Source organism: Ruegeria sp. CDSC025, from assembly GCF_059610805.1.
Genome location: NZ_JBXWOJ010000003.1, coordinates 320,754 through 346,598, shown reverse-complemented (window position 1 = coordinate 346,598; position 25,845 = coordinate 320,754). Strand labels below are relative to the sequence as shown.

General features: G+C 58.8%; 31 protein-coding genes. 20 read left to right on the top strand and 11 right to left on the bottom strand.

The features are described 5' to 3' along the window. Positions 1 to 97: 97 nt before the first annotated feature. Positions 98 to 652 (top strand): YqgE/AlgH family protein, encoded by a 555-nt coding sequence (locus AC2FH8_RS07180; protein WP_142635367.1) that lies wholly within the window; start codon positions 98 to 100, stop codon positions 650 to 652. Here the strand turns inward: AC2FH8_RS07180 and AC2FH8_RS07175 are convergent, their stop codons facing one another. Then, a complete protein-coding gene (locus tag AC2FH8_RS07175) occupies positions 653 to 1,603 on the bottom strand; it encodes an L-threonylcarbamoyladenylate synthase (protein ID WP_142635369.1) in 951 nt (316 codons plus the stop codon). Between the two features lie 138 nt (positions 1,604 to 1,741). On the opposite strand from AC2FH8_RS07175, the gene AC2FH8_RS07170 reads away from it, so the two are divergent. The 7 genes from AC2FH8_RS07170 to AC2FH8_RS07140 all read left to right on the top strand — a co-directional run bounded on the left by AC2FH8_RS07170 (position 1,742) and on the right by AC2FH8_RS07140 (position 8,255). Beyond that, entirely contained in the window at positions 1,742 to 3,448 is a 1,707-nt protein-coding gene (locus AC2FH8_RS07170; RefSeq protein WP_496689042.1) for an acyl-CoA dehydrogenase, read from the top strand. Next, complete coding sequence (locus tag AC2FH8_RS07165; RefSeq protein ID WP_142635372.1) at positions 3,448 to 4,494, top strand: MBL fold metallo-hydrolase; 1,047 nt, start codon at positions 3,448 to 3,450, stop codon at positions 4,492 to 4,494. Before AC2FH8_RS07170 ends, AC2FH8_RS07165 begins: the two co-directional genes overlap by 1 nt. A gap of 5 nt (positions 4,495 to 4,499) precedes the next feature. Next, entirely contained in the window at positions 4,500 to 4,949 is a 450-nt protein-coding gene (locus tag AC2FH8_RS07160; protein WP_142635374.1) for a DUF6173 family protein, read from the top strand. Positions 4,950 to 4,985: 36 nt separating this feature from the next. Further along, positions 4,986 to 6,851 carry a glycerophosphodiester phosphodiesterase family protein gene (locus AC2FH8_RS07155; protein WP_496689040.1) on the top strand — a complete coding sequence of 622 codons (1,866 nt, stop codon included), beginning with the start codon at positions 4,986 to 4,988 and terminating at the stop codon, positions 6,849 to 6,851. After that, positions 6,838 to 7,398: a hypothetical protein gene (locus AC2FH8_RS07150; RefSeq protein WP_142635376.1), complete on the top strand. Its 561-nt coding sequence runs from the start codon at positions 6,838 to 6,840 to the stop codon at positions 7,396 to 7,398. The genes AC2FH8_RS07155 and AC2FH8_RS07150 overlap by 14 nt, the downstream gene beginning before the upstream one ends. A 68-nt stretch (positions 7,399 to 7,466) precedes the next feature. Continuing rightward, the gene (locus AC2FH8_RS07145) at positions 7,467 to 7,601 is read left to right on the top strand and encodes an aa3-type cytochrome c oxidase subunit IV (protein WP_142635378.1); all 135 of its coding nucleotides are present in this window, start codon (positions 7,467 to 7,469) and stop codon (positions 7,599 to 7,601) included. A 21-nt stretch (positions 7,602 to 7,622) separates the two neighbouring features. Continuing rightward, on the top strand, positions 7,623 to 8,255 hold the full coding sequence (locus tag AC2FH8_RS07140; protein WP_271948503.1) for a hypothetical protein: 633 nt from the start codon (positions 7,623 to 7,625) through the stop codon (positions 8,253 to 8,255). Here AC2FH8_RS07140 and AC2FH8_RS07135 read toward each other — a convergent pair. Then, positions 8,244 to 8,576 carry an AzlD domain-containing protein gene (locus AC2FH8_RS07135; RefSeq protein WP_496689038.1) on the bottom strand — a complete coding sequence of 111 codons (333 nt, stop codon included), beginning with the start codon at positions 8,574 to 8,576 and terminating at the stop codon, positions 8,244 to 8,246. The genes AC2FH8_RS07140 and AC2FH8_RS07135 overlap by 12 nt on opposite strands. Further along, positions 8,573 to 9,283: an AzlC family ABC transporter permease gene (locus AC2FH8_RS07130; RefSeq protein WP_496689036.1), complete on the bottom strand. Its 711-nt coding sequence runs from the start codon at positions 9,281 to 9,283 to the stop codon at positions 8,573 to 8,575. Before AC2FH8_RS07130 ends, AC2FH8_RS07135 begins: the two co-directional genes overlap by 4 nt. 49 nt (positions 9,284 to 9,332) lie before the next feature. On the opposite strand from AC2FH8_RS07130, the gene AC2FH8_RS07125 reads away from it, so the two are divergent. From AC2FH8_RS07125 to AC2FH8_RS07105, 5 genes are read left to right on the top strand one after another with little or no spacing between them, the layout of a single operon-like run. Continuing rightward, the gene (locus AC2FH8_RS07125; protein WP_496689163.1) at positions 9,333 to 10,220 is read left to right on the top strand and encodes a formate dehydrogenase accessory sulfurtransferase FdhD; all 888 of its coding nucleotides are present in this window, start codon (positions 9,333 to 9,335) and stop codon (positions 10,218 to 10,220) included. Continuing rightward, positions 10,217 to 10,753 carry a hypothetical protein gene (locus AC2FH8_RS07120; RefSeq protein ID WP_281972574.1) on the top strand — a complete coding sequence of 179 codons (537 nt, stop codon included), beginning with the start codon at positions 10,217 to 10,219 and terminating at the stop codon, positions 10,751 to 10,753. The genes AC2FH8_RS07125 and AC2FH8_RS07120 overlap by 4 nt, the downstream gene beginning before the upstream one ends. Continuing rightward, positions 10,750 to 11,394: a molybdenum cofactor guanylyltransferase MobA gene (mobA, locus tag AC2FH8_RS07115; RefSeq protein ID WP_496689033.1), complete on the top strand. Its 645-nt coding sequence runs from the start codon at positions 10,750 to 10,752 to the stop codon at positions 11,392 to 11,394. Before AC2FH8_RS07120 ends, mobA begins: the two co-directional genes overlap by 4 nt. Continuing rightward, a complete protein-coding gene (gene mobB, locus AC2FH8_RS07110; protein ID WP_142635390.1) occupies positions 11,391 to 11,882 on the top strand; it encodes a molybdopterin-guanine dinucleotide biosynthesis protein B in 492 nt (163 codons plus the stop codon). Before mobA ends, mobB begins: the two co-directional genes overlap by 4 nt. Then, positions 11,879 to 13,144 (top strand): molybdenum cofactor synthesis domain-containing protein, encoded by a 1,266-nt coding sequence (locus AC2FH8_RS07105; RefSeq protein WP_496689031.1) that lies wholly within the window; start codon positions 11,879 to 11,881, stop codon positions 13,142 to 13,144. Before mobB ends, AC2FH8_RS07105 begins: the two co-directional genes overlap by 4 nt. On the opposite strand, the gene AC2FH8_RS07100 is transcribed toward AC2FH8_RS07105, so the two are convergent. The 3 genes from AC2FH8_RS07100 to AC2FH8_RS07090 form a co-directional block, all read right to left on the bottom strand. Continuing rightward, the gene (locus AC2FH8_RS07100) at positions 13,141 to 14,133 is read right to left on the bottom strand and encodes a hypothetical protein (protein WP_142635394.1); all 993 of its coding nucleotides are present in this window, start codon (positions 14,131 to 14,133) and stop codon (positions 13,141 to 13,143) included. The two genes, AC2FH8_RS07105 and AC2FH8_RS07100, sit on opposite strands and share 4 nt — an antisense overlap. A gap of 17 nt (positions 14,134 to 14,150) precedes the next feature. Continuing rightward, a complete protein-coding gene (greA, locus tag AC2FH8_RS07095; protein ID WP_142635396.1) occupies positions 14,151 to 14,621 on the bottom strand; it encodes a transcription elongation factor GreA in 471 nt (156 codons plus the stop codon). Positions 14,622 to 14,859: 238 nt separating this feature from the next. Further along, positions 14,860 to 15,240 carry a VOC family protein gene (locus tag AC2FH8_RS07090; protein WP_496689029.1) on the bottom strand — a complete coding sequence of 127 codons (381 nt, stop codon included), beginning with the start codon at positions 15,238 to 15,240 and terminating at the stop codon, positions 14,860 to 14,862. A gap of 86 nt (positions 15,241 to 15,326) precedes the next feature. Between AC2FH8_RS07090 and soxR the strand changes: the two genes are divergently transcribed. The 4 genes from soxR to AC2FH8_RS07070 all read left to right on the top strand — a co-directional run bounded on the left by soxR (position 15,327) and on the right by AC2FH8_RS07070 (position 20,192). Continuing rightward, positions 15,327 to 15,782 carry a redox-sensitive transcriptional activator SoxR gene (gene soxR / locus AC2FH8_RS07085; RefSeq protein WP_142635400.1) on the top strand — a complete coding sequence of 152 codons (456 nt, stop codon included), beginning with the start codon at positions 15,327 to 15,329 and terminating at the stop codon, positions 15,780 to 15,782. 136 nt (positions 15,783 to 15,918) lie between these two features. Continuing rightward, positions 15,919 to 17,565, top strand: a complete 1,647-nt coding sequence (locus AC2FH8_RS07080; protein ID WP_496689027.1) for an electron transfer flavoprotein-ubiquinone oxidoreductase — start codon at positions 15,919 to 15,921, stop codon at positions 17,563 to 17,565. A gap of 103 nt (positions 17,566 to 17,668) precedes the next feature. Further along, positions 17,669 to 19,381 (top strand): tetratricopeptide repeat protein, encoded by a 1,713-nt coding sequence (locus AC2FH8_RS07075; protein WP_496689025.1) that lies wholly within the window; start codon positions 17,669 to 17,671, stop codon positions 19,379 to 19,381. Beyond that, complete coding sequence (locus AC2FH8_RS07070; protein ID WP_496689023.1) at positions 19,371 to 20,192, top strand: 4-(cytidine 5'-diphospho)-2-C-methyl-D-erythritol kinase; 822 nt, start codon at positions 19,371 to 19,373, stop codon at positions 20,190 to 20,192. Before AC2FH8_RS07075 ends, AC2FH8_RS07070 begins: the two co-directional genes overlap by 11 nt. On the opposite strand, the gene AC2FH8_RS07065 is transcribed toward AC2FH8_RS07070, so the two are convergent. Beyond that, positions 20,185 to 21,183, bottom strand: a complete 999-nt coding sequence (locus AC2FH8_RS07065; protein ID WP_271948485.1) for a polyprenyl synthetase family protein — start codon at positions 21,181 to 21,183, stop codon at positions 20,185 to 20,187. The genes AC2FH8_RS07070 and AC2FH8_RS07065 overlap by 8 nt on opposite strands. Positions 21,184 to 21,239: 56 nt before the next feature. On the opposite strand from AC2FH8_RS07065, the gene AC2FH8_RS07060 reads away from it, so the two are divergent. The 3 genes from AC2FH8_RS07060 (at position 21,240) to AC2FH8_RS07050 (ending at position 22,511) form a co-directional block, all read left to right on the top strand. After that, positions 21,240 to 21,455, top strand: coding sequence for a putative signal transducing protein (locus tag AC2FH8_RS07060; protein ID WP_142635410.1), 216 nt, complete (start codon positions 21,240 to 21,242; stop codon positions 21,453 to 21,455). Beyond that, positions 21,452 to 22,225 carry a tRNA1(Val) (adenine(37)-N6)-methyltransferase gene (locus AC2FH8_RS07055; protein WP_496689021.1) on the top strand — a complete coding sequence of 258 codons (774 nt, stop codon included), beginning with the start codon at positions 21,452 to 21,454 and terminating at the stop codon, positions 22,223 to 22,225. Before AC2FH8_RS07060 ends, AC2FH8_RS07055 begins: the two co-directional genes overlap by 4 nt. Before the next feature lie 121 nt (positions 22,226 to 22,346). Further along, on the top strand, positions 22,347 to 22,511 hold the full coding sequence (locus tag AC2FH8_RS07050) for a YdcH family protein (protein ID WP_142635414.1): 165 nt from the start codon (positions 22,347 to 22,349) through the stop codon (positions 22,509 to 22,511). Here the strand turns inward: AC2FH8_RS07050 and yddG are convergent. The 4 genes from yddG to AC2FH8_RS07030 all read right to left on the bottom strand — a co-directional run bounded on the left by yddG (position 22,508) and on the right by AC2FH8_RS07030 (position 25,842). Further along, positions 22,508 to 23,374, bottom strand: coding sequence for an aromatic amino acid exporter YddG (gene yddG, locus AC2FH8_RS07045; protein WP_496689020.1), 867 nt, complete (start codon positions 23,372 to 23,374; stop codon positions 22,508 to 22,510). The two genes, AC2FH8_RS07050 and yddG, sit on opposite strands and share 4 nt — an antisense overlap. Next, positions 23,371 to 24,318, bottom strand: a complete 948-nt coding sequence (locus AC2FH8_RS07040) for a transcriptional regulator GcvA (RefSeq protein WP_496689018.1) — start codon at positions 24,316 to 24,318, stop codon at positions 23,371 to 23,373. Before AC2FH8_RS07040 ends, yddG begins: the two co-directional genes overlap by 4 nt. A 301-nt stretch (positions 24,319 to 24,619) precedes the next feature. Then, on the bottom strand, positions 24,620 to 25,342 hold the full coding sequence (gene phbB / locus AC2FH8_RS07035; protein ID WP_271948478.1) for an acetoacetyl-CoA reductase: 723 nt from the start codon (positions 25,340 to 25,342) through the stop codon (positions 24,620 to 24,622). A 113-nt stretch (positions 25,343 to 25,455) separates the two neighbouring features. After that, entirely contained in the window at positions 25,456 to 25,842 is a 387-nt protein-coding gene (locus AC2FH8_RS07030; protein ID WP_496689016.1) for a hypothetical protein, read from the bottom strand. Between the last annotated feature and the right edge of the window lie 3 nt (positions 25,843 to 25,845).

Sequence of the window (25,845 nt, the reverse complement as noted above, 5' to 3'; positions counted from 1 at the left end):
CACTCGAATGAAATCTAGCGAAATCGCCGCTCGTCCCTTGCCAATACCGGGACTGCGGGGGCATTGTTGATGGGAGCTCAGCAAGAGATGTCGTCTTATGGATCTGACCGGTAAACTGTTGATTGCGATGCCTGGGATGGGCGATCCGCGTTTCGATCATTCGGTTGTCTATATTTGCAGCCATGGCGACGATGGCGCGATGGGTCTGATCATCAACAAACCTTCGGATTTACGCATAAAGACGCTGCTGGGTCAGTTGAACATCGCTTGCCGTATCCCGATCGTGGGTGAGCGTCTGGTGCATTTCGGCGGCCCGGTCGAGATGTCGCGCGGATTCGTCCTGCACAGCGCCGATTATGACGCGAACCTCCATTCCCTGCAGATTTCGGACGATTTCAGCATGACTGCAACGTTGGACGTGCTTGAAGACCTGGCCTCGGGGCAAGGGCCGCTGAATTCTATGCTGACGCTAGGGTATTCAGGCTGGGGACCCGGGCAGCTTGAGGATGAGATCGCGATGAACGGATGGCTCACAACCGAGGCGGATTCGAAGCTGGTGTTCGATGTCCCCGATGATCAGAAATGGGAGGCGGCGCTGGCAACGCTGGGCGTCGATCCTCTGACTCTGTCTGCCAGTGCAGGGCGCGCCTGATCAACTGTCACGCGGTGCTGCAGCCCGGCGCAACCGGTCGTTGATAGCGGCGCCCAATCCGTGGTCCGGAATAGGGGACACGGCAATCGGGCGTCCGGTGCTGTTGAGCTTGTGCAAAGCGGCAAAAAGATTGGCCGCTGCCTCGGTCAGGTTACCATCAGCGGACAGGTTCAGGTCGCATTCGACCGGTCCAAATCCCAAGAGAATCTCGTCACCATGTGTAGTCTGCGCGTTCAACCGGACCGCCACGTCCGGGGCGTAATGCGACAGCATCTGTCCGGGTGCTGTTAGCGTGTCGCCCGATTGGTGTAGATGCAATGCCGTGCCGAGAGCTGCCTCGATCTGGTCCAAAGCCACCCCTCCGGGGCGTAGCAAAGCGGATTCTCCAGCGAGGCCGACAATGGTGGATTCCAGCCCGACACCGCAGGGACCGTCATCCAGAATGGCAGCGATGCGCCCGTCCAGACCGGCGCGGACATGCGCGGCTGTTGTCGGGCTGATCTGTCCCGAAGGGTTGGCCGAGGGCGCAGCGACCGGCCCGTCGAACATCTCGAGAATAGCCCGGGCAGAAGGATGCGCAGGCACCCGAACCGCCAATGTATCCAGCCCGGCAGTGACAAGCGACGATACACCGTGCCCTTCCCGCAGCGGGAGAACCAGAGTCAGCGGGCCGGGCCAGAACGCCTGTGCCAACGCCTCGGCCTGATCTGACCATTCAACAAACCTGCGCGCGGACTCTACCGATGCGACATGCGCAATCAGAGGGTTGAAACTGGGTCGGCCCTTGGCGGCATAGATGCTGGCGACAGCCTCTCCGTTGCGGGCATCCCCACCCAGCCCATAGACCGTTTCAGTCGGGAAAGCGACCAGCTGTCCCTGCCTCAGAAGATCCGCAGCCTGAGCAATTCCCGCCGGGTCGGCTGACAGTTCGAGTGTACCGTTAGAGATCATTGTGAGTGACGCCGCGTTTTGATTGCTTGTAGCATAAGGATGGGTACGTAATCGTTCAAACCCAGATGAATAACGGCGAGTCAGCGGATTTCCAACCCCGGCGTCGCGGACCGTTCAAGACAGCCCCGAGGTAATATTATGCCCTATCGCGCACCAGTTGCAGATTACGAATTTCTGTTCCGCCATGCGGTTGATTTTGATCGTATTGCAGCGACCGACAAGTTCGCGGAAGCAAGCGAAGACGTCGTCAGCGCCATCCTGACCGAGGCTGGAAAACTCTGCGAAGAGGTCATGGCGCCGCTTCAGCGGAACGGAGACCTAGAGCCCGCGCGTCTGGAAAACGGCGTGTTGCGTACCTCGCCAGGATTTAGCGACGGTTGGAACGCTATTGCCGAGGGGGGCTGGATCGGCATGAGCGCTGATCCCGAATATGGCGGTATGGGGCTGCCGATGACCTTGACCACTGCCGTCAACGAGATGATGTCTGCGGCCTGCCTGTCACTGCAACTGGCGCCGCTGATGACGCAGGGCCAGATCGAAGCACTGGAGCACCACGCAAGTGATGAGCTGAAGAACCTATACCTGCCCAAAATGATCGCTGGTGAATGGTCGGGCACGATGAACCTGACCGAGCCTCAGGCCGGATCGGATGTGGGTGCGCTGACGTCGAAGGCAGAATCGAATGGAGATGGCACCTATTCGGTGTCTGGTCAGAAGATCTTCATTTCCTGGGGTGACAACGATTTTGCTGAAAACGTGTGCCATCTGGTGTTGGCACGCCTGCCCGATGCTGTTCCCGGAACCAAGGGAATATCGCTGTTTCTGGTGCCCAAATACCTGCCGGACGAGAATGGCGATCCGGGTGTGGCAAATGACCTGAAAGTGGTTTCGCTCGAGCACAAGATGGGTCTGCATGGTTCGCCAACTTGCGTGATGCAGTATGATGGCGCCAAAGGTTGGCTTGTGGGTAAGGAACATGGCGGAATGGCTGCGATGTTCACCATGATGAACAACGCGCGACTGGGCGTCGGCGGACAGGGTATCGGTGCCGCCGAAGGCGCCTATCAGCAGGCCCTAGAATATGCGCTTGAGCGGAAGCAAGGCAAGACACCTTCGGGCACAATCCTCGATCACGCCGATGTACGCCGGATGCTGATGAGTATGCGTGCGGATACTTTTGCTGCGCGTGCGATCATGCTTGCAAACGCAGCCGCGATCGATATGGCCAATGCAACAGGCGACGCGGACTGGGTTTCGCGCGCGGCCTTGTTGACGCCGATAAACAAGGCCTTCGGTACCGAAACCGGTATGCGGGTTTCGGAAGAAGGCGTGCAGGTCCATGGCGGTATGGGCTTTATCGAGGAGACCGGCGCGGCACAGTTCTATCGCGACGTCCGTGTGACCGCGATTTACGAGGGCACCAACGGCATTCAGGCCATGGACCTTGTCGCACGCAAGATGATGGATGGCGGCGAAGCGGCGTCCCGTTTGCTGGACGAAATCGAGGATCACGCCGAACGTGCGCGTGGGTCGATGCCGGAACTGGCGGGTCCTGTCTGGGAGGCCACGGAAAGCCTGCGTGAAACGACCGAGTGGCTGATATCGCAGTCCGACATGAACACGCGATTTGCTGGCGCCGTGCCCTATCTGAAGGCATTCGCCCGCGTTCTGGGCGGTCACTATCACCTCAAGGCGGCCCTTGCCGAGCCAAACGGCACCCGTTTCAAGCTGGCACGCTTTTATATCAATGCGTTGTTGCCTGAGTTTTCGGGGCTTTTGGTTCAGGCGCAGAACGGTGCAGATGACGTCTTTGCTCTCAGCGCCGAGGAAATGGTAGCTGCCTGATGGACGGTGATACACATTTGACGATCCGCTATCCTTGGCCCGAGGCTCCGGCCCTGGGCGAGGCCGTTGAAATTGCCGAAGGCGTGCTTTGGATGCGGTTGCCGCTGCCTATGGCGCTGGATCACGTCAATATCTATGCGCTGGATGATGGCGACGGATGGACGGTGATCGACACTGGCATGTCCTCGAACAAGACGCGCCGTATTTGGGCGGACCTGATGGCAGGACCGCTGGGGGGCAAACCCGTGACGCGCGTGGTGGTGACACATCACCATCCCGATCACGTTGGCAATGCTGGTTGGTTTCAATCTGAACACGGGGCCGAGCTGGTCACGTCGCGTACCGCATGGCTGTTTGCACGGATGCTGACGCTGGATGTGCAGGAAAACTGGCCGCAGGAAACGCTGGATTACTACCGAAGCGCCGGGATGGATGCCGATTTCCTTGCCAAAAGGATGACAGAACGGCCCTTCAATTTCTGCGACACGGTCTATCCGATGCCGCTGGGCTTTACCCGGATCAAACAGGGCAGCGTCATTCGTATGGGCGGGCGCGACTGGGATGTTCATATGGGCAATGGCCACGCTCCCGAACATGCAACTTTTTGGAGCCGTGACGATAATCTGGTGATCACGGGCGACCAGGTTCTCAGCTCGATCAGCCCCAATCTGGGCGTCTATGTTACCGAGCCCATGGCGGATCCAGTGGCGGAGTGGATGGAAGCCTGCGAGCGCCTGCAGGACCTGGCGCGCCCGGATCATATGGCGCTGGGCGGGCACAAACTGCCCTTTACCGGCCTGCCGGTCAGGATGAGGCAGTTGATCGACAACCACCACAGCGCGCTGGACCGTCTGCAGAATTATCTGGACCAGCCCAAAACCGCTGCTGAGTGCTTTGTGCCCTTGTTCAAACGCCAGATCGGTGAAGGAGAGTATGGGCTTGCTCTGGTCGAAGCAGTTGCACATCTGAACCATCTCTACCACATTGGTGCTGTTACCCGAACGCGGCGCGCGGACGGGGCGTGGGAGTTTCAGCGCAAAGGGTAGAAGGCATGGACAAGATCGAAACCTCAGCCGAGGCAGCGGAATCAGCAGCATTGCCCCGATGTTACGAGGTGCATGCCAACCCGGATGCGAAATCCGGCGCCAAGGACCTGCCCGGCCAGTTGCAAAAGCCCGTAGCCACCAAAAGCTCGGCGCAATGGGCCTATGAACGGTTGATCCTGTATATCCAGAATTTCGAGAATACGCTGGATGCGGATCATGAGGTCGCCATGGGATTTACTGGCGGTGATGCCGGGGTAATGCGGATCGAAGGAATGGGCTATTTCGACCCTGATATCATCACTTTTTACGGCGCAGATGGGTCCGGGGCGCGAACCCAACTCGTGCAGCATGTCAGCCAGTTGAATGTAATGCTGCGAGCGCTGCCCAAATCGGTCGAGGATAAGCCCGCCAATCGCATCGGATTCCGGCTGGCGGCTGATCTCGAAGAAAACTGATAGCCTGACTTGCAATTCACGTCTGCGCAGCCTTGAATGAATCAATCATTTGGGGGGCGCAACGTGGCCACTTTCTCTGCCGTTACAAAAGCATACAAGGGCGCGTGGGCACGCCGCCGGGTCTTTGTGCCGATCTATGTCGCCGTGCGCCTGTTGCTGATTGCGCTGATTGCGCCGGGCGTGGCGATTGCGGTGAACCTAGCAGTTTCGCTCTCCAGCCAGACCGCCCTGACGGATCAGGATATTGCCGCGTTCATCCTGTCTCCGCTGGGGTTTGCGGTCGCAATCGCAATGCTCAGCCTGTTCCTGCTGGCCGAGGTCTTTGTCTTCTCGGTCATGGCCGGGTCGCTGAGGATGGGCGAAAGCGATCCGTGGCGCGCGGGGAGCGCGGCGATCAAGTTGATCCTGTCGCGCCTGCCTGCGCTGTTTGGATTTGCTGCACGCCTGGTTCTGCGGATCATCCTGTTGATCCTGCCTTTCGCCGCTATCGCTGCTCTGATCGCCTGGTGGACGCTGACCGAGTATGACATCAACTATTACCTGACCTTCCATCCGCCGTCTTTCTGGATCGCCGTTGCGCTGATCGGAGCTGTGGTGCTGGTCATGGCATGGGTGCTGATCCGCAAGCTGTCCGCATGGGCGCTGGGACTGCATCTGGTTCTGTTCGAAAACCTGCCACCGGCTGATGCTTTCCAGGTCAGCGCGGATCGGATGGAGGGCAAGCGCGGGCGGCTCAAGATCGCACTGGTGTTCTGGCTGGGGCTGAGGGCAGTTCTTGCCGCGCTGATCGCTTGGGGCGCGGGATCATTATTCGCGTTGGTGCCCCTGCAGGGGGCAGAGCATCTGCGGCTGGCGCTAGTTTACAGCCTTCTGGTCGCCGGGCTCTGGTCGTTGGCTGGGCTGGTTTTGGCAGCCACCGCGCTGGGAGCACTTGCGGTTTTGCTGGACGGTTTTTTCAAGATCCGGACCTCTGAACCACCACATCCCGCGCCAGGCAATCTGCGCATTGGTCTGCTGAGTGCTGTTGGCATTGCGGCGGTGGCGGTATTGGTCGGGCTCTGGTTCGGTCAATCCCTGCTGGAACACGTTCAGGCCCCTGACAGGGCCGAGGTGATCGGCCACCGTGGTGCCGCTGCGTTACGGCCGGAAAACACCATGGCCTCGGTTCTGAAGGCGATTGAGGACGGGGCGGACTGGGTTGAAATCGACGTGCAGGAAACGGCGGATGATGAGATAATCGTCGCCCATGATAGCGATTTCATGAAGCTGGCCGGGGTGAACCTGAAGGTCTGGGATGCCACGATGGAAGACGTGGCCGAGATCGATATCGGCAGTTGGTATGACCCGGAATATGCCGATGAACGCACGCCAACGCTGCGCGACGTGCTGGCTGCGGCCAAAGACAGGGCCAAGGTGATCATCGAGTTGAAATATTACGGTCATGACGTCGATCTGGAAAACCGCGTTGCGGCCTTGGTCGAGGAATTCGGCATGCAGGATGACATCGCTACCATGTCGCTGAAATACCCTGCCGTGCAAAAGATGAAGGCTCTGCGTCCCGATTGGCGCGCGGGGGTTTTGGCGGCAACCGCTGTTGGCGATCTGTCGGGTCTCGAAGGGGATTTTGTGGCTGTCAACGCCGCCATGGCCACGCCGGGGCTGGTACGTTCGGTGCAGGCCGCGGGCAAGGATATCTATGTCTGGACGGTGAATGACCCGTTGCAAATGTCGGCCATGGCCTCGATGGGGGTGGATGGGCTGATCACGGACCGACCGGCAATGGCCAAAGAAGTCTTGCGTATCCGCGCTGAAATGGGGCCGGCAGAACGTCTGATGCTGTGGCTGGCAACGGTGCTCGGCATGGCCGTTGATACCGATGCGATGCGCGATGAAAGCCCGTAATCTGGCCGTTTCTCTGGCGCTGATCGCGGCGCCAGTCGGGGCGCAGGACTTTATGCGCAGTCTTGAGATGCCCGCCCATCGCGCGCTGATCGCACAGCGGGGCGCTGCGGAATTGACGCCATTTGAAACGGATGGCTGCTCGGGCGGGTTGTCAGCCAGTTGGCGCTTTGTGGCCGACACGTTTCCCAGCTTTCAGGCCCTGTTCGAGGCGCATCCCCCATGGGAGAGTTGCTGTGTCAGCCATGACCGGGCCTATCACCACGCGGGCGGAGGCCTGCGCCCCGAAGACAGTTATGACGCGCGCCTGTCAGCCGATGACAGCCTGAGAGCCTGCGTGCGGCAACACGGGGATGAGAACGCCGAAATTTACGCCGAACGCTATGACATGACTTCGGATCAGATACGATCCGCCCATGCCATAACCGCCGAGGCCATGTATGGCGCGGTGCGATTGGGCGGGGCGCCCTGTTCGGGTCTGCCCTGGCGGTGGGGGTTCGGATATCGCGGGTGTTCGGTCTTTGATTCCGTGTCACCTGCGCCCGAATGACGTGGTGACAGGCCCGGGATTTTCGATTATCCAACGTATCAAACACGCGAATTAGGATTCTGAAAATCATGGCTGAACATAAGCACGGCGAAATGGACATCACCGTTCAAACCAAAACCTTCAACGGTTTCGTAAAAGCGACCACATGGTGCGTGGTGGCGATTGCTTTCCTTTGCCTGTTTCTGGCGGTTTTCGCCGCTTAATCCCGGGCGAGGCTGACCGCCGTGATCAGATTTGTGATTGCCTGCCTGCTGGCAGCAACAGTGGCTGGCTGTGCCGGTTCGCAGCGTCCGCAGGCCGATCAGACCGAAGTTGTGGCCCGTTCCTATCGTGATCCGGGGCCATCAACACTGACGCTCTATACCATGATCAGCACCCGGACCGGTTCGGGGGCGCATACCTCGCTGATGATAAGCGGCAGCGAAAGGGTGATCTTTGACCCCGCAGGCTCGTTTCGCGCCGATGTGGTGCCGATCCGAAACGATGTTCTGTATGGCATCACGCCGAATGTCGAACGCGCTTATCGCAGCAGCCACGCACGCGAAACGCATTATGCGCGTATCCAGACGATTCAGGTGACACCACAGCAGGCCGAAATTGCCCTGCAACTGGCCAAGCAGATGGGCCCTGTATCCGAAGCGTTTTGCGCCAACTCAACCTCGCAGCTATTGCAGCAGGTGCCGGGTTTCGAGCAGATCAATACGACCTTCTACCCGGTCAAGCTGTCCGATCAGTTCGGTGAACTCCCCGGCGTCGTGACCACCGAATACCGCGAGAATGACGATGCTGACCTGCAGGCCGGTTTGGCCTCGAACAATGCGCGCCTGAACCAGTTGGAAGCGGCCTCAACCCAATAGGTACAGCAAGCCATAGAGCGTGCCCGCCCCGGCAAAGATGGCAATGACCACGTTTCTTGTGATGACACCAACCGCCAAAGCAACCGCTGCGGCGGCCATGCGCGGCACGTCGGGCTGACCATCCGTTGCGGTTGGCCAGACCACCAGCGGCGCAATCAGGGCCGGAACGATGGCTACGGCGGTATAGCGCAGGTGGCGTAACAACCAGGGTGGCATCGGGCGGTCTCCGACGATGCCGATAAAGGTAAAGCGTAGGGCAAAGCTGCCAATCGCCAAGCCAACGATAATGCTCCACATGGTCACCGGATCAATCTGTGTCATGACCTATTACGCTCTAACATCAATTCGGCCTGCGCCCCTGCGATCATCCCGGCGGTCCCGGCGATCAGCAGGCCCAGGTTGAACGGCACGCCTACGGTCAACAGAGCAACGGTTATGGCGACTAAGGCGGCGATGACATGGGCAAGCGTCCTCATCATCGGCCCGATCATTGCCAGGAATGTGATCGGAAGTGCAAAATCCAGCGCCCAGCTTTCTGGAATCTGTGCGCCCAAAACTGCGCCCAGATAAGTTGCCAGAATCCAAAGCGGCGTGATCGGCGTGACCGAGCCAAAGAAATAGGCCATGCGCTGCGGCACGGTCATATCGGGCTCTTTTTCGAACTGTACAATGGAGCAGGCATAGGACTGATCGACCGTCAGATAAGCGGCGCAGGCCCGTTGCCACAGGGGGGCCGCCCCAAGATAAGGCGTCAGTGAGGCCGAATACATTGCCACGCGTAGGTTAACCGCCAGGGCCGATGCCAGAACGATCAGGCTGGGTGTGTTGTCCTGCAACAGCTGCAGGGCGGTGAACTGGGCCGCCCCGGCAAAGACAGCCGCCGAAAAGGCGATTGTCTGGATAATATCCAGCCCAGCCTCGGTCGCAAATACGCCGAAAAGGGTGCCGAACGGAATTGCCACAAAGATAAACGGCGCTCCATCGCGAAAACCCTTCCAGAAGTATGACTTGGATGTGGTGTAAGCCATGGCAAATTCCTATGGTATCGCCAACAGCAGTAGCGATCTTGGGAAAGGGTTGCAATTGGCCACGAAACCGGATGCCACCGACTACATCATCGCCCCTGATCCCGGCGCGGTTCGCCTGACCCGTGCGGTTGACGGCATCGACCAGAATGGCGCGGTCAGCCGGATCTCGGTCGTTGAGGAACGCCCCCTGACGATATTCCTTAACGCTCAGGAAATCGTGACTGCAATGACAATCGGCGATTACCCTGAATATCTGGCGCTGGGGTTCCTGCGCAATCAGGGGATGCTGTTGGCCGATGATGACATTACCGGCGTGGATTACGATGACGATCTGGAAACCGTGGTGGTGCGCACCGCGCGCGAAACCTCATATGAGGACAAGCTGAAGAAAAAGACCCGAACCAGCGGCTGCGCGGTCGGCACTGTGTTTGGTGACATGATGGAAGGGCTGGAGGACGTGCGCCTGCCGCAGGTTCAGGTCCGCACCTCATGGCTGTATGATCTGGCAGCCAAAATCAACCGAACCCCTTCATTGTATCTTGAGGCTGGTGCAATTCACGGCACGGTCCTGTGTCGGGAAAACCGGCCGTTGGTCTATATGGAGGACGTGGGCCGCCACAACGCGGTCGACAAGATTGCAGGCTGGATGCTGTCCGAAAGTGTAGGGGCCGAAGATAAGATCCTCTACACCACAGGTCGTTTGACCTCGGAAATGGTGATCAAGACCGCGATGATGGGCATCCCGGTGCTGGCGTCACGGTCAGGCTTCACCGCCTGGGGTGTCGAAATCGCGCGTGAGGTTGGCCTGACCCTGATCGGCCGCATGCGGGGGCAGCGGTTCGTGTGTCTTGCGGGCGAGGACCGGTTGGTGCGCGACGTCGACCCGTCGACAGTGGCGGTCGAAGATAAAAAGCATAGACGGAAGAGTGCGGAATGATTTTGGAAGTCTTTGGTTTATCTATTTTATTCGTCGCGACATTGGGCTTGCTGCCAATGATGGTCTATGTGTTCTGGCTCCTTGAGCGGTCGAAACGCGCGATCATTGAGGGTATGGCGCAATTGGACGTCAACCTGCGTAACCGTCTGGGGTGGGCGCCAGAGGAATACATCAGCATTTGGAACATCGCTGCCCCCTTTCGGCTTGGTTGGCAGGCATGGGGGGAGTTGTCTCAAAAACAAGCACTCGTGCTTCAGCGGGTTTTGATGCACGGTCTGCCAGAGTTTGCCGGGATACCAGATGAGGTCAGAAAGGCGGTGCGCACGTATCGGTGCTGTTTTGGTCTTATCTTTGCTGTTGGGGCCGTCTTAGTGTTTTTGCCAGCCCATTATAGCCTGAGTTACAAGGCGGCCGAATTGACGGGGTGGCCTGCAATTATTTGGTTTACAGCATTCGGATTGGCCGTCTGTCCATTGCTTTTCCTGCCCACCCAGAAATTCAGGAAATGGCCCGCGCTTGAGGAGATCAAATGACCCGCCCTCTCGGCATCATCCTCGCAGGAGGCCTTGCCACTCGGATGGGTGGTGGCGACAAAGGCTTGCTGACAGTCGGTGGGCAGAGCCTGCTGTCTCATGTCATTGACCGGTTTGGCCCGCAGGTGGTCGGTCTGGCGCTGAATGCCAATGGTGATCCCGAACGGTTCGCCGAACTGAACCTACCTGTTCTGCCCGACACGATTGAAGGTTTCGCCGGGCCTCTGGCGGGTGTGCTGGCGGGGCTCGATTGGGCAGCAGAACAGGGCGCCGACAGTATCGTCACCGCCGCTGCCGACACGCCGTTTTTTCCGCGCGATCTTGTGGCGCGCCTAACGGATGCTGCTCAAGGGCAAACCCATCCGCTGGTGCTGGCGACTACGCCTCGAACCGGGGATGAAGCACTGAAATCCGGCGGCGGCAAACGGGTCAACCGGCATCCGACATTTGGCCTCTGGCCTGTCGCGTTGCGAGATGATTTGCGAGATGCCTTGAATGACGGGCTGCGCAAGGTTGTGCTGTGGACAGATAAACATGATGGGCGTGAGGCGTTGTTTCCGGCGGAGCCGTTTGATCCCTTCTTCAATGTCAACACGCCCGACGATCTGGCGCGGGCGCAAAAGCTGCTGGAGCAGGCATGAAGGTCTATGGCGTCACCGGTTGGAAAAACGCGGGCAAGACCGGCCTGATGGAGCGTTTGGTGGCCGAGATCACCGCGCGCGGCTTTTCGGTTTCGACCGTCAAACATGCCCATCACGCCGCCGATGTCGACCAGCCCGGCACGGACAGTTTCCGCCATCGAGAAGCCGGTGCGTCCGAGGTGCTGTTGGCGTCCGGCAAGCGCATTGCGATGATGCAGGAACTGCGCGGCGCACCCGAGCCGCCTCTCTCTGATCTGCTGGCACGCTTGGCTCCGGTTGATCTTGTGCTGATCGAGGGGTTCAAACGCGAAGCCCACCCCAAGGTCGAGGCGTATCGGGTGGCCGCTGGAAATCCGTTGATTGCGGCCGAGAACGAAACTGTGCGCGCGGTTGCCAGTGACACAGAGCTGAACTTCGACCGTCCGGTTTTTGATCTGGACGACACCGCAGCCATCGCAGGGTTCATTCTGCAAGAGGTAGGATTATGAGCAAACCGGACATTGCCCCACCGCCCTTGCGCAACGATTGTTTTGCCTTGCCTGCGGGCGTGAGCTGGACGCCGGTTGACGAAGCGTTGGCCCTGCTGCGCGACCGCCTTTCGGTCGTGATGGGGGCTGAAACCGTTCCGTTGGCACAAGCCGCAGGTCGGATTTTGGCCGCCGATGTATATGCCCAACGTTCGAACCCGCCGCAGGCAAATACGGCGGTAGATGGCTATGGCTTTGCCGGTCCGGTTCCGGATGGGCCGCAGGTGATGCCGCTGCAAGACGGGCGTGCGGCGGCTGGTGTTCCCTTTGATGGTCAGCTTGCGCCCGGCCACGCCATACGGATTCTGACTGGTGCGGCCCTGCCCGATGGGGTGGACACCGTTATTCTGGAAGAGGACGTGACAGTTCAGGATGGGTATATCGCCTTTCGCGGCCCCCTGAAACAGGGTGCCAATACCCGCAATGCGGGCGAAGATGTGGTTGGAGGTGATCTGGCTTTGCCCGCTGGACGCCGGTTGACACCTGCCGATCTGGCCCTTCTCTCCGCGACGGGTGCTGGTGATCTGCTGGTTCGCAAAGCTCTGCGGGTGGCCGTCCTGTCAACGGGGGATGAGCTAGTCGAGGCCGGTGAGGTTGCTGAGCCAGGGCAAATCTACGATGCCAATCGCCCAATGTTGCTGGCTCTGATCCAGCGGATGGGATTCCAGCCACTGGATATGGGCTGCGTTGCCGATGATCGTGAAACCCTGCGCGAGCGGCTGAACGAAGCTGCGAAAGAGGCGGATGTTGTTCTGACTAGTGGCGGCGCGTCGGCAGGGGACGAAGACCATGTCTCCGCGCTGTTGCGGCAGGCCGGAGCGATGCAGGAATGGCGTATTGCCCTGAAACCGGGGCGACCTCTGGCTTTGGGGATTTGGGACGGAGTGCCGGTTTTCGGACTGCCCGGCAATCCAGTAGCGGCATTGGTCTGCACCCTAATCTTTGCCCGCCCGGCGCTGGGCCTGATGGCTGGCGAGGGCTGGCGGGACCCGAAGGGGTTCGATCTGCCAGCCGCCTTTGATAAGCGCAAGAAACCCGGGCGGCGGGAATATCTGCGGGCCCGCATCCGAGACGGAAAAGCCGAAGTTTTCACTTCGGAAGGGTCCGGGCGGATCAGCGGGCTCAGCTGGGCCGAAGGGCTGGTCGAGATCGAAGACGGAGCGCGCCACATCCAACCGGGTGATCTTGTCCGGTTCATCCCCTATGGAAGTTTCGGAATCTAGTCGAAGGTTCCGGCCACACGCCCCAGCAACATGAAGGCCCGCGCGGTTCTTGTATCACCCAAAGCGGTCAGCTCTGCATCACTGGCACGGGGTTCAAACTCGATGATCATGTGATCGAACCTGCGTAGAAAGTGATGGGCGGCGTCCCGGAAAATGGGATCCTGCTTCATCCGGGCCGAAGTCAGCGCCAGCGAGGAGCGGTCGCGAATGCCGCCCAAGGCCGCGACAGCCCGTCCGCGCCCACCCTGCGCAAATTGCCGCCAGATCTCGGGGCGGGCCATGTCAGGGCGCAGGTCATCCATATAGATGCCCTCTTGGCTGAGCAGGGTCAGCACGTCCTGAGAGGCCTGTACAAGCTTGGCTGTCTTGCGGTCCTTGAGCGCCAGCCGTAGGGCATCAAAGCCTTCGGTATCTTCCTGTGTTTCCGGAAAATTCAGCGCACGGATAAAGATGTCGGTGCCAAGCGGGGGCACGATATCCCCAGCTTGTGTACCCAGTTCCAGCGAAGTCTGATCGCCGTTCCCCACGGCTGTCGGTTGCTGTGCGGGTTCCCTGCGCTTGGTTGAAAACGTGGCCAGCGCGCTTTCGGCTTTCTTGGCCGTTTCCGCGATCTGATCCAGCTTTTTGGATACGGCTGGCTCATAGGTGCTGGAAGATCGCTGTTGCTGAGCGATATATGCGTTTCGGATGGCGTCAATCGAGGTTTGTAGTCGTGCGCTTTCCTCGCGCATGATCCGGCTGGCGCGCATGGCCATTGCCGCGACCCAGATCATCGCTACCGGCATAAAGACCGCCAGTAAGGTCACGACAAAGCCTCCGCCGTCGACCTCGTCGGGCAGCACCAGAAAAACAACCGAGACGATCAGCCAGATCACGCTGAGGGCGACGGCTGCAATTTCGATCTCGGTTATCGAAGGCTTGGTTGGCCTATCATATATGCCCAGTGAGGTTGGCCGATTGGCTTCCTGCTCTGGCGTGGGCTCGGACATTGTGAACGCTCCGGGGCTCAGGCGTAGGTGATACTCAGGACTTCATAAGAACGTACGCCGCCAGGTGTGCGTACCTCGACACTGTCGCCTTCGTCCTTTCCAATCAGGGCGCGGGCAATAGGGGATTTGATGTTCAGCAGGCCGGCTTCGATATTGGCCTCATATTCCCCTACAATCTGCCAGGTCTTTTCCTCGTCAGTGTCTTCGTCAACAAGCGTGACCTTGGCGCCAAATTTGATAGCACCAGACAGTTTGGCAGGGTCGATCACATCGGTCAGTGAAAGGATGCCTTCCAACTCTTTGATGCGGCCTTCGATAAAACCCTGCTTTTCCCGGGCCGAATGATATTCGGCGTTTTCTTTCAGGTCACCCAGTTCCCTGGCCGAGGCGATGGCTTCGATAATAGCTGGCCGCTCGACGGATTTTAGGTTCTTGAGTTCGGCCTGAAGCGCAGCATTGCCCGCAGGCGTCATGGGAATTTTTTCCATATTCTTGTCGTCCACGCTGAAATTGTAACGCCCCGCCGCATGGAACCAGCGTCGGGGCGATTTGATGGGTTGGCAAATACCTGACCCAAATGATGCGTGAAATGCAAGAGGTCAAAGAAGACAGCAAGCTGGATTTGCGACTTAACGCCGTTGGATTGTGCGCCGTGGGCACCTGTTACGCTGTCCAAACAGCTGACCGCGCTGCCATTTCCAGGTGGTTGAGGCCATCCAGAGTGTTTCAAGCATATTGCACCACCTCAAACTCGATGCCGTTCTCATCATCGAAATAGAACCGCCTGCCGGGCTCGTAATCTGCATGCGACTTGGGGGTGAAACCTGCTTTGACCACCTTGTCTTCGGTTGCGTCGATGTCTTCGACCAGAACGCCGACATGATTCAGCCCCCCGATGATGTCATAGCTGCTTTCACCCGAGGGTTTGGGATCGCTGGGTGCATAAAGCGCCAGGTAGGTATGTGCGCTACCGACATGCACGGTATAGCCACCCGCGATTGCAGGGCCTTCCCAGCGGGTTTTCCAACCGAAGACGTACTGCATCCATTTTGCCGAAGCCTGCGGGTCGCGGACAGTGAAATTGGTGTGTTCAAGTGTCGCCATCATGGGATCTCCTATTCAATTTGAGGCTTGTCCCGACTCACCGTAATTTCTAAACCTAACTTTAGGTCAAGGAATTTTTTGAGGGCGAGATGGCGATTTCAGAGGGGCTGGCAATAGGCGCTTTGGCCCAGCGCACCGGGCTGGCGGTTTCAGCGATCCGATATTATGAGGCGCAGGGTCTGATTGCCCCATGGCGCAATGCGGGTGGGCAGCGGCGATATCAGCGCGCCGACATAAGACGGTTGAGTTTTGTGATGATAGCGCAGCAATTCGGACTAACCCTGCCCGAAATCCGAGAAGTCCTGTCCGGCTTGCCCGGAAATCGTACACCAACGCCGCAGGATTGGAAAAACATCAGCAAGGATCTGCGGTCGCATCTGGATCAGCGAATCGATACGTTGATGCGCCTGCGTGACAATCTGGACGGATGCATTGGCTGTGGGTGCCTTAGTTTGCCCAAATGTGCTCTTTACAATCCTGATGACCGTGCCAAATCCAAGGGAAGTGGCCCCAGATACCTGATGGGTGACACTCCGGACACGTGATCTGCCGCATAGCGGCATAGTTACGCCGTGTTTCGATTGACCTGTGGCTTTCCCAGCATGTAATCAGCCGTGAAACAAAATTGCGCCGACCGTGCGTTAGATGCGCCAATTCGGAAAGTTAGCGAAGGAGCCCGCAATGGCCGAGATTGAACGCGAAGCGATGGAATATGACGTGGTGATCGTGGGCGCCGGCCCCGCGGGACTGTCGGCGGCCATCCGTCTGAAACAGCTGGATGCCGATTTGAACGTCGTCGTTCTGGAAAAGGGCTCGGAGGTGGGTGCGCATATCTTGTCAGGTGCGGTGCTGGACCCGTGCGGCCTGGATGCGCTGATACCGGACTGGAAGGAAAAAGGTGCGCCGCTGAACACCCCGGTTACCGAAGATAACTTCTATATGCTGGGTGAGGCTGGAAAAATCCGCATTCCGAACTTCCCGATGCCGCCGCTGATGAACAACCACGGCAACTATATCGTGTCGATGGGCAATGTCTGCCGCTGGATGGCTGAGCAGGCCGAAGAGCTGGGCGTGGAAATCTTCCCTGGCATGGCCTGTTCCGAGCTGGTCTATGGCGACAATGGTGAAGTCAAAGGCGTTGTTGCCGGTGTCTTCGGCCTTGAGGCCGATGGCTCCTACGGCCCGAACACCGAGCCGGGCATGGAGCTGCACGGCAAATATGTCTTCTTGTCCGAAGGTGTGCGCGGGTCGCTGTCCAAGGAAGTGATCGCGAAATACGATCTGCAAGCCGGAAAAGAAGTCCAGAAATACGGCGTCGGCATGAAAGAGATCTGGGAGATCGACCCGGCCAAGCACAAGGAAGGCACCGTCACCCATACGATGGGCTGGCCCCTGGGCAGCAACGCGGGCGGCGGGTCGTTCATCTATCACCTGGAAAACAATCAGGTCTATGTCGGGTTTGTGGTTCACCTGAATTACAAGAACCCGCACCTGTACCCCTATATGGAATTCCAGCGCTTTAAGCATCATCCGATGGTGGCCGAGCTGCTGAAAGGCGGCAAGCGCGTGGCTTATGGCGCTCGTGCGATTACTGAGGGTGGATATCAATCGATGCCCAAGCTGGTCGCGCCAGGCGTGGCGCTGCTGGGCTGTTCGGCGGGCATGGTCAATGTGCCGCGCATCAAGGGCAACCACAACGCGATGCTGTCTGGCAAAGCTGCGGCCGAGGCGGCATTTGATGCCATCAAAGCCGAGCGTTCGGGCGATGAATTGACTGTCTATGAAGCAAATGTTCGCGAAGGTGCCATCGGAAAAGACCTCAAGAAAGTGCGCAACGTCAAACCGATGTGGTCGAAGTGGGGTCTGATGCCCTCGCTGGCGCTGGGCGGTTTGGACATGTGGACCAACACTCTGGGCTTTTCGCTGTTTGGCACTCTGGGCCACGGCAAGAACGACGCGGAATCGACTGAAGAAGCCAGTAAACATAAACCGATCGACTATCCAAAGCCGGATGGCACGCTGTCCTTCGACCGCCTGACCAACGTCTCGTTCGCGATGACGAACCACGAGGAAAGTCAGCCTTGCCATCTAAAACTCTCGGACCCGGCGATTCCGGTCAGTGTCAATCTGCCCGAATTCGACGAACCGGCACAGCGCTATTGCCCGGCGGGGGTGTATGAGATGGTCGAGGATGAAAATGGTCCGCGATTCGTGATCAACTTTCAGAACTGCGTTCACTGCAAGACCTGCGACATCAAAGATCCCAGCCAGAATATCACCTGGACCACGCCGCAGGGAGGGGATGGTCCGAACTATCCCAATATGTAAGCGAAAAATGGGCAATGGCGGCGTCGTGAAGGCTCTGCCATTGCCTCTTTCTGGTCAAAGCCCTAGCTTATTGCGCAACCGACAATCGCAAGGCAGGAATTTGGTGACTTTTCTCATTCGTCGCACAGCGCTGGCTGTGCTGTTTACCACGTCATTCGCCATTCCGGTTTATGCCGACACTGGGTTCGGTGCGTATCTTGCCGGGCGTCAGGCGATTTTTCAGGACGACTATACGGCGGCTGAGAAATACTTTGCGCAAGCATTGCGCGCAGATCCTCAAAACGACCGGTTGCTGGAGAATGTCGTCGTTGCGCGCTTGTCGCTGGGCGAGGTTAAGCGAGCTTTGCCGATTGCCCAAACCATCGAAGAGTTAGGCCTGCCCAACCAGCCCGCGAAAATGGCGATTGCCGCTAATCTGGTGGCTGAAGGCAAGCTGGATGAACTGCTGGCCCGCGACCCCGAAACGCAAGGCGTCGGGCCGCTGGTTGACGGGTTAATATTGGGCTGGGCCCATATGGGCCAGGGTGCGATGACCAGCGCGCTGGAGCAGTTTGACCAAGTTGCAGCGCAGGAAGGCCTGCGCGAGTTCGCGCTATACCACAAAGCTCTGGCACTGGCCTCGGTCGGAGACTTTGAAGGCGCCGAGGCAGTCTTTGCGGCCGATAACGGTGTTGTGGCGCGATTTACCCGCCGCGCAGCGCTGGCACGGACCGAGGTTCTGTCGCAGCTGGACCGCAATGAGGATGCGCTGCAGTTTCTGGATGACGTGTTCGAGTCCGGCTCTGATCCCTCGATTGAAGGGTACGAATCGCGTCTGAGCGCTGGCGAAACGCTGCCCTTTACTCATGTCCGCACATCGCAGGACGGTATCGCAGAAGTGTTCTTTTCCGTGGGAGCCGCGCTCAGCAGTGAGGCGGCTGAGAATTACGTCCTGCTTTATGCGCAGGTCGCAGCCTTTCTGCGCCCGGATCACGTGGACGCAATCTTGTTGAGTGCCGAACTTTTGGACGAGTTGGAGCAATACGATCTTGCCGTCGAAGCCTATCGCAAAGTGCCCGCGAGCAGCAGTGACTATCACGCTGCTGAACTGGGCCGGGCCGAGGTGCTTGTCACGGCAGGCAAAACCGATGCGGCGGAAGAAGTCTTGCAGACCCTTGCGACGCAGAGACCGGATCTGCCAAGTGTTCACGTGGCGCTGGCTGATTTGCAAAGACGTGAAGAAAACTATGCTGCGGCTGTCGAAACCTATAGCACAGCGATTGAATTGATTGATGCTGATGGTGGCGGCAACTGGTTCCTGCACTACGCCCGTGGTATCTCGTACGAGCGACTAAAGCAGTGGGACAATGCTGAGGCCGATTTCCGCCGTGCGCTAGAACTTAACCCCGACCAACCGCAGGTCCTGAATTATCTGGGTTATTCGCTTGTAGAACGGCGCGAAAATCTGGACGAAGCGCTTGGCATGATCGAACGCGCCGTCGCCGCACGCCCTGGTAGCGGCTATATCGTCGACAGCTTGGGATGGGTTCTGTTTCGACTGGGCCGCTATGAAGAGGCGGTCGAGCATATGGAGCGTGCCGTCGAGCTGATGCCGGTAGACCCAGTGGTGAATGATCACCTGGGTGACGTTTACTGGGCCGTGGGCCGCGCACGCGAAGCCGAGTTCCAGTGGAAGCGGGCATTGTCTTTCATTGACCTCGAAGACGCCGATGGTGAGGCTGACCCCGAGCGTATTCGCCGCAAGATCGAGGTCGGGCTAGACGAGGTTCTGATCGAAGAAGGTGCCGCGCCGCTGAAGGTCGCCAATGAAGGCTAAGGCTTTCGCGCCCGCCAAGATCAACCTTACCTTGCACGTCACCGGCCAGCGCGTGGACGGCTATCACCTGTTGGATTCGCTCGTGGTGTTTGCCGATCTGGGCGATACGCTGCATTTCACCGCGGGTGAGGCGCTGTCGATCTCTATCACCGGCGAACATGCGGCGGGTGTGCCAAGCGATAGTCGCAATCTGGTGTGGAAAGCCGCCGAGGCTGCAGGCTGGACTGGGCATATTGACCTGAACAAAGTGCTGCCGCATGGAGGCGGGATCGGAGGCGGTTCTTCCGATGCCGCCGCAACTTTGCGGATGATAGAAGATGAGGGTGGAGCTATCCCGCCGGGAACTGCGCTGCGCCTAGGGGCGGATGTTCCTGTTTGCACGGCGGCCAGCTCCAGCCGTATGCGCGGCATCGGAGAACGTTTGGACCCTGTCACGCTCCCGCATCTACCGGCCTTGTTGGTCAACCCGGGCGTAGAGGTTCCAACCCCTGCTATTTTCGCGGCTTTGCAATGCAGGGAAAACCCGCCCATGGCAGAGGATATCCCGGTATTTGAGGGGCCTCAGGATTGTGCCGAATGGCTGGGGAAACAGCGAAACGACCTGGAAGGTCCAACCACATCGCTGGCCCCCGACGTCGCGCAGGTGCTGGACGCACTAAAGGATACAAAAAAGACGCTGTTGTCGCGCATGTCAGGGTCAGGATCGACCTGCTTCGCACTGTACCCCACGATGAAGGCCGCCCATTTCGCCGCCTATGAGATCGGCGCAGCCCATCCCGATTGGTGGTGCCGGGCGGTGCAGCTTAACTAAGGCGCGCGACGACGAAATCGGCGAGGTCACTCAGCAGGGTACGGATCTCATGATCGGGTAGGATGGTCAGCGACGCCTTGGCCTTATTGGCCCAGCCAAGCGCATCTTTGCGCGTCGCAGCAAGCGTACCGTATTTGCCCATAAGACCAAGAGCGGTTTCGAGATCACCGCTTTCCTGACGACCCTTACCTATGGTGCGCTGCCAAAACGCGCGTTCTTCAGGCGTGGCCTGCGCCACGGCCTTGATCACCGGCAGCGTCAGCTTACGCTCGCGGAAGTCGTCGCCGACATTCTTGCCGGTCGCTTTGCTGTCGCCCTGATAATCCAGCAGGTCATCAGCGATCTGGAAGGCAATCCCCAGCGCATCGCCATAATCGAAGAGCGCCTTGACCTGGGCTTCTGACGCTTGGGCGATGACCCCGCCCACCTCGGTTGCGGCTGAGAACAAGGCTGCGGTCTTGCCGCGCACAACCTGAAGATAGATGGCCTCATCCGTGCCCAGATCGGTTGCAGCAGTCATCTGAAGCACTTCGCCCTCGGCGATCGTGGCAGACGCATTGGCAAGGATGTCCAGAACCCTAAGAGACCCGGTCTCGACCATAAGCTGGAAGCTGCGTGAGAACAGGTAATCCCCAACCAGAACGCTGGATTTGTTATCCCAAAGCAGATTCGCTGTTGGCCGTCCGCGCCTTTGTGCGCTTTCGTCGACAACATCGTCATGCAACAGGGTCGCGGTGTGGATGAACTCAACCGTTGCCGCCAGACGCAAATGATGGTCGCCAGCATAGTCGAACAGCCGCGCCGCGGCCAGTGTCAGCATCGGACGCAGGCGCTTGCCACCCGCTTCGACCAAATGTGCGGTGACTTCGGGAATGCGAGGCGCGTGTTCTGAGGCCATGCGCGTGCGTATCAGGTCATTGACTGCGTCCATTTCACCCGAAAGAATCTCGGCCAGCCGCTCATGCGGTTTTGAGACTGTGCTGATGTTCATCACACTCCTGATACAAGGCTCGACTTCCGCCTCACCTTGCCCTTACATCCATCCCCATGAAAGAACTTTTGCGCAGCACCGATCCGACGATCCTGGCCTTTGCATCCGCCCTTCTTCAGGGCGAGGATATAGACTGCTTTCAGATGGACGTAAATATGAGCATCCTAGAAGGCGGCATTGGTATTTTCCCCCGGCGCCTTATGGTGCGGACCGATGATTTGACCCGCGCTGAACGGGTGATGCGCGACAACGAGATCCCGCTGGGCCGATGACGCAATTCACTGACCCAGAGCTAAGTTTGAACGACTTTCTGAATGGGCGCGTTCGGCTTTGGCAGCCCCTGTCCGGCTATCGCGCCGGGGTCGATCCTGTCTTGCTGGCGGCAGCGGTACCGGCCAAGGCTGGGCAATCCGTGCTGGAGCTGGGATGTGGCGCTGGTGCCGCCATCTTGTGCCTGATGGCGCGCGTGCCGGGATTGAACGCCACGGGTGTTGAGCTGCAATCGCCCTATGCCGATCTGGCCACCCGCAACGCGGATCAGAATGCGCAGGCGCTGACAGTGGTGCAGGCCGATCTGAGCAAACTGCCCGCTGAACTGAAACAACAGCAGTTCGATCATGTGATTGCGAATCCGCCCTATTACTTGGCCGGTGCCCACAGCCCTGCGGCGGACTCGGGTCGCGGAATTGCCTTGGGCGAGGATACACCGTTGCGCGATTGGTTCGATTGTGCGGCAAAGCGCCTTGCACCGCGGGGCTATCTGCACATGATCCAAAAGGCCGATCGGTTACCCGACATGCTGTCAGCCTGTGCGGGGCGGCTTGGCTCAGTCGAGGTTCTGCCTCTGGCCGCGCGGGCAGGTCGGAAGGCTGAATTGGTGATCATTAGGGCCAGAAAAGGCGGTCGGGCTGCGTTTCAACTGCATGCCCCGCTGATTTTGCACAAGGGTGTGCGCCACGAAAAAGACGGCGAAAGCTATACCTCTCAGATATCGTCCGTTTTGCGCGACGGTGCTGCGCTGAACGGGTTTTCGGATCAATAGGCGCCAACCAGCCGAATTTGTCAGATTTATTATAGAATCTGTGCGTCTGCAGCGTGACAGGCTGGAAACGATGTGCTCAACTTCCTACGTTATTCAGAGACACCAATGAAGGAGTATCGCCATGAGCGTGAGCGCACATCTGACGGAACTGAAGAAGAAGCACGAAACTCTCGGTCTCGAAGTAGAACAAGCCCAGCGCGCGCCAGGCATCGACGATCTCCATATCGCTCAACTCAAGAAACAGAAGCTAAGGCTTAAGGAAGAGATAGAGCGACTTTCCAGTTAACTTTTAAGGCTGGCGCGCGCGGCGATGGCCGCGCCGCCGGTGACCAGGACGGCTGCGATTGCCAGGCCCCAGGATGGGGCTGCGATCCCAGCAACCACCAAAACGACGGTAGACAACAGGGGCGCTGCATAAGACGCGGTGCCAAGAATCTGAATGTCGCCTTGTTTGACCCCGATATCCCAGACATAGAACGCCAGACCAACAGGCCCCAGCCCAAGTGCCGCGATCGAGGCCCAGCCAAAGGCCGTGTCCGGCCAAACGGTTTCTTCGATGGCTAGATGCAGACCACCCGAGGCGATGGCGGTAAAGATGCAGAACACAGCGACAGAGCTTGTGGGCGTATCCCCAAGACGACGGGACATAACGGAATAGCCCGACCAGGTCAGAGCACACAGCAGCGCCAGCCCGTAACCGGGTAGGTGGCTGGCCTGAAATCCTGCGCCACCACCCCCGGCGATGATCACAGCGGCCCCAGCAAAGCCCAGGCAGGCTCCGATCAGGTGCCCTGCACGCAGATGCTCGCCCGGTAGCAAGCCTGAGAACAGCACAATCAACAGGGGCCAGAGATAGGCAATCAGCCCGGCCTCGGCTGCAGGGGCCATGCGCAGGGCCGAGAAGTAGAGTGCGTGATAGCCAAACAACCCGATGGTGCCAAACAGATAGGTGGTCCAACGCACGGTCCGCAGCTGCCCCAGCCCGCCATTGACCCAGGTCCAGATCAGCCCCAGCGTCCCCCCGATCGAGAAACAGATCGTATTCAGCAAAAGCGCAGGAACGGGGGCTGAGCCGACGGTGAACAGGGCCAGAAGGGACCAGAGTAAAACGGCGACAAAACCGATAGTAGTGGCGCGGTTTCGGGTCATGCGGCTGACAGGTCCTCGACTGGAATGATGTCGAACTCATCGGATATATGTGCGGTCTTTTCAATCTCGGCCAGAAACCAATCCCGAAACGCCGCAATCTGAGGGCGGTTCTCGGCCCCCGAGAGGCACAGGAAGCGAAAGCGCCCCTTTGTTTCGATGGCGGTCTTGAAAGGTGCGACCAGCGTGCCTTCGGTCAGATCTTTCAGGATCATGGCCCGGCGGCCAAGCGCGACGCCAACGCCCGCAACAGCCGCGTCAATTGCGTGATCGGCGTTCGAAAACTCGGCACCATGGGTCGGGGTATGTGCGATGCCCACGGCCCTGAACCAGGCGGGCCAATCACTGGGTGGGGTCAGAAAGCGGATCGAGGCGTCATGGATCAACGGTGCATCCCGCAGGCTTTCCGGCGTGGTGAACTGGCGGGCGAGCTCGGGCGTCATGACCGGCGTCAGCCATTCCCGGCGCACTGGCACGGAATACAGCCCCTTATCCGCACCTTCGCCAAATCGGATGGCCACATCCACATCATCCCGTTCAAGGTCGATGATGCGTAACGTGGCCGAGAATTTCAGATCTATTTCGGGATGTGCGCGGGCAAATTCGTACAGGCGGGGCGCCAGCCATTTGGCCGTCAGGGCAGGGCCCGCTGTGACGGTCAGGCTAGTGTCGTCACCCTGTCTGCTCACGGCGCGCCATGCGGCTTGTAACGTGGCAAATCCATCCGCGGCGCCCGGGGCCAGGGTGCGCCCAGCCTCTGTCAGCTCCACCGCGCGGTTCAGGCGGTGAAACAGAGGGCGGCCCAAATGCTCCTCAAGGGATTTGATCTGAAAGGACAGGGCCGCAGGCGTTACATGCAGCTCTGCCGCGGCTTTGGCAAAAGACATGTGCCGGGCGGCGGCATTAAAGGCACGCAAAGCGGTCAAAGGCGGCAGGTAGTCGCTCATAGTATAGAAATTCTTAACTGAATGTTCAAAAAAGCTCGTTTGCGGCTTTGCCAACTAGAGTTCATATTGCTCATAAGTCAAGGAAAACTGTTTTGAACTGAGAGGCTGCCATGATTGAGATGACAACAAATCCAGCTGCACAATCGGCGATTCTGCGCGCGCATGAGGCGCGGGGCAAAGCGGTTCTGAATGTGTTGAAGTGGATTTTCGGTTCCCGCTGATCGCAGCGCGCGCGGTCTTACGGGATAAAAGAAGGGCCGGTTCTGCTTAGAACCGGCCCGCTTGCATTTTGACAGCCAACTTAGGCGAAGAACTGAGCACCATTGGCCGAGATAGTCGATCCGTTGATGAATTGCGAGTCTTCAGAGGCCAGGAAAGCAACGCAGCGTGCGATCTCTTCCGGTTCGCCCAGTCGGCCCGCCGGAATCTGGCTGATAATGGAATCACGAACCTTCTCGGGGACAGCCATGACCATTTCGGTTGCGATATAGCCAGGGCAGATAGCGTTGGCGGTGATGCCCGCGCGCGCGCCTTCCTGCGCCAGCGACTTCACGATTCCCAGATCGCCCGCCTTGGTGGCGGCATAGTTCACCTGAGCGAACTGACCCTTTTGACCGTTGATCGAGCTGATGACGATGACACGGCCAAACTTGCGCTCACGCATGCCAGGCCAAACCGGGTGAACGGTGTTGAATACGCCGGTCAGGTTGGTGTCGATCACCTGATGCCACTGCTCGGGTGTCATTTTGTGGAATGGGGCGTCCTTGGTGATGCCGGCATTGGCAACAACGATGTCGATCGGGCCAATCTCGGCTTCGACCTTTTCGATGCCCGCTTTGGATTCGTCATAATCCGCAACGTTCCATTTGTAGGTGGCGATTCCGGTCTCGTCGGTGAAATTCGCGGCGGCTTCGTCGTTCCCCGCGTAGGTGGCTGCAACATTGTACCCTTCGGCCTTAAGCGCCTTGGAAATTGCTGCGCCAATGCCGCGGGAACCGCCGGTGACGAGTGCTGTTCGTGCCATTTAGGAATCCTCCAATTTATGTCGTCTTGGTAATGCTGTTACTATTCCGAACCAGCCAGCGCAACAATATTGCGCAGGCAAGTTGCCGCAGCGCTGGGGTTTTTGGTTTCGCCTCAGGGTAGTGTGAGGCCACGATCTTTACCCAATGCACGGCAATAGTCGATCCAGTCCCTATTTTCCTTCAGCAGAGCCAAATTGCCAAAGCGAACGTGCCATGTCTCGGACAATCGAACCTGCGCGGACTGGATGTGTTTGTAGGGGTTCTTAATGCCTTCCATTGCGGCCTGATCACGAGCTTCCACAACGAATAACGCCGCGCTGGCAAGCGCGGCGTCTGTGGTTGTTTGGTCCTTGTTCCGGCGTGCTCTCAGCTCGGCCAGCTCTGTAAAGATGACGCTGCACTCCGTCAGGCTGGTCGAAAGCGGTTGACGGTTCTGTGCGTCTGCGGCCCCTGCAAAGCAAATCACAAGGGCCGAAATAAGAGTGGGCCGAGAAGGCATTGT

Bases quoted from the DNA above. Each gene is read 5' to 3' on its own strand.
- AC2FH8_RS07180 (WP_142635367.1), top strand. From the start codon at position 98: ATGGATCTGACCGGTAAACTGTTGATTGCGATGCCTGGGATGGGCGAT.
- AC2FH8_RS07175 (WP_142635369.1), bottom strand. From the start codon at position 1,603: ATGATCTCTAACGGTACACTCGAACTGTCAGCCGACCCGGCGGGAATT.
- AC2FH8_RS07170 (WP_496689042.1), top strand. From the start codon at position 1,742: ATGCCCTATCGCGCACCAGTTGCAGATTACGAATTTCTGTTCCGCCAT.
- AC2FH8_RS07165 (WP_142635372.1), top strand. From the start codon at position 3,448: ATGGACGGTGATACACATTTGACGATCCGCTATCCTTGGCCCGAGGCT.
- AC2FH8_RS07160 (WP_142635374.1), top strand. From the start codon at position 4,500: ATGGACAAGATCGAAACCTCAGCCGAGGCAGCGGAATCAGCAGCATTG.
- AC2FH8_RS07155 (WP_496689040.1), top strand. From the start codon at position 4,986: ATGAATCAATCATTTGGGGGGCGCAACGTGGCCACTTTCTCTGCCGTT.
- AC2FH8_RS07150 (WP_142635376.1), top strand. From the start codon at position 6,838: ATGAAAGCCCGTAATCTGGCCGTTTCTCTGGCGCTGATCGCGGCGCCA.
- AC2FH8_RS07145 (WP_142635378.1), top strand. From the start codon at position 7,467: ATGGCTGAACATAAGCACGGCGAAATGGACATCACCGTTCAAACCAAA.
- AC2FH8_RS07135 (WP_496689038.1), bottom strand. From the start codon at position 8,576: ATGACACAGATTGATCCGGTGACCATGTGGAGCATTATCGTTGGCTTG.
- AC2FH8_RS07130 (WP_496689036.1), bottom strand. From the start codon at position 9,283: ATGGCTTACACCACATCCAAGTCATACTTCTGGAAGGGTTTTCGCGAT.
- AC2FH8_RS07120 (WP_281972574.1), top strand. From the start codon at position 10,217: ATGATTTTGGAAGTCTTTGGTTTATCTATTTTATTCGTCGCGACATTG.
- mobA (WP_496689033.1), top strand. From the start codon at position 10,750: ATGACCCGCCCTCTCGGCATCATCCTCGCAGGAGGCCTTGCCACTCGG.
- mobB (WP_142635390.1), top strand. From the start codon at position 11,391: ATGAAGGTCTATGGCGTCACCGGTTGGAAAAACGCGGGCAAGACCGGC.
- AC2FH8_RS07105 (WP_496689031.1), top strand. From the start codon at position 11,879: ATGAGCAAACCGGACATTGCCCCACCGCCCTTGCGCAACGATTGTTTT.
- AC2FH8_RS07100 (WP_142635394.1), bottom strand. From the start codon at position 14,133: ATGTCCGAGCCCACGCCAGAGCAGGAAGCCAATCGGCCAACCTCACTG.
- greA (WP_142635396.1), bottom strand. From the start codon at position 14,621: ATGGAAAAAATTCCCATGACGCCTGCGGGCAATGCTGCGCTTCAGGCC.
- AC2FH8_RS07090 (WP_496689029.1), bottom strand. From the start codon at position 15,240: ATGATGGCGACACTTGAACACACCAATTTCACTGTCCGCGACCCGCAG.
- soxR (WP_142635400.1), top strand. From the start codon at position 15,327: ATGGCGATTTCAGAGGGGCTGGCAATAGGCGCTTTGGCCCAGCGCACC.
- AC2FH8_RS07080 (WP_496689027.1), top strand. From the start codon at position 15,919: ATGGCCGAGATTGAACGCGAAGCGATGGAATATGACGTGGTGATCGTG.
- AC2FH8_RS07070 (WP_496689023.1), top strand. From the start codon at position 19,371: ATGAAGGCTAAGGCTTTCGCGCCCGCCAAGATCAACCTTACCTTGCAC.
- AC2FH8_RS07065 (WP_271948485.1), bottom strand. From the start codon at position 21,183: ATGAACATCAGCACAGTCTCAAAACCGCATGAGCGGCTGGCCGAGATT.
- AC2FH8_RS07060 (WP_142635410.1), top strand. From the start codon at position 21,240: ATGAAAGAACTTTTGCGCAGCACCGATCCGACGATCCTGGCCTTTGCA.
- AC2FH8_RS07055 (WP_496689021.1), top strand. From the start codon at position 21,452: ATGACGCAATTCACTGACCCAGAGCTAAGTTTGAACGACTTTCTGAAT.
- AC2FH8_RS07050 (WP_142635414.1), top strand. From the start codon at position 22,347: ATGAGCGTGAGCGCACATCTGACGGAACTGAAGAAGAAGCACGAAACT.
- yddG (WP_496689020.1), bottom strand. From the start codon at position 23,374: ATGACCCGAAACCGCGCCACTACTATCGGTTTTGTCGCCGTTTTACTC.
- AC2FH8_RS07040 (WP_496689018.1), bottom strand. From the start codon at position 24,318: ATGAGCGACTACCTGCCGCCTTTGACCGCTTTGCGTGCCTTTAATGCC.
- phbB (WP_271948478.1), bottom strand. From the start codon at position 25,342: ATGGCACGAACAGCACTCGTCACCGGCGGTTCCCGCGGCATTGGCGCA.
- AC2FH8_RS07030 (WP_496689016.1), bottom strand. From the start codon at position 25,842: ATGCCTTCTCGGCCCACTCTTATTTCGGCCCTTGTGATTTGCTTTGCA.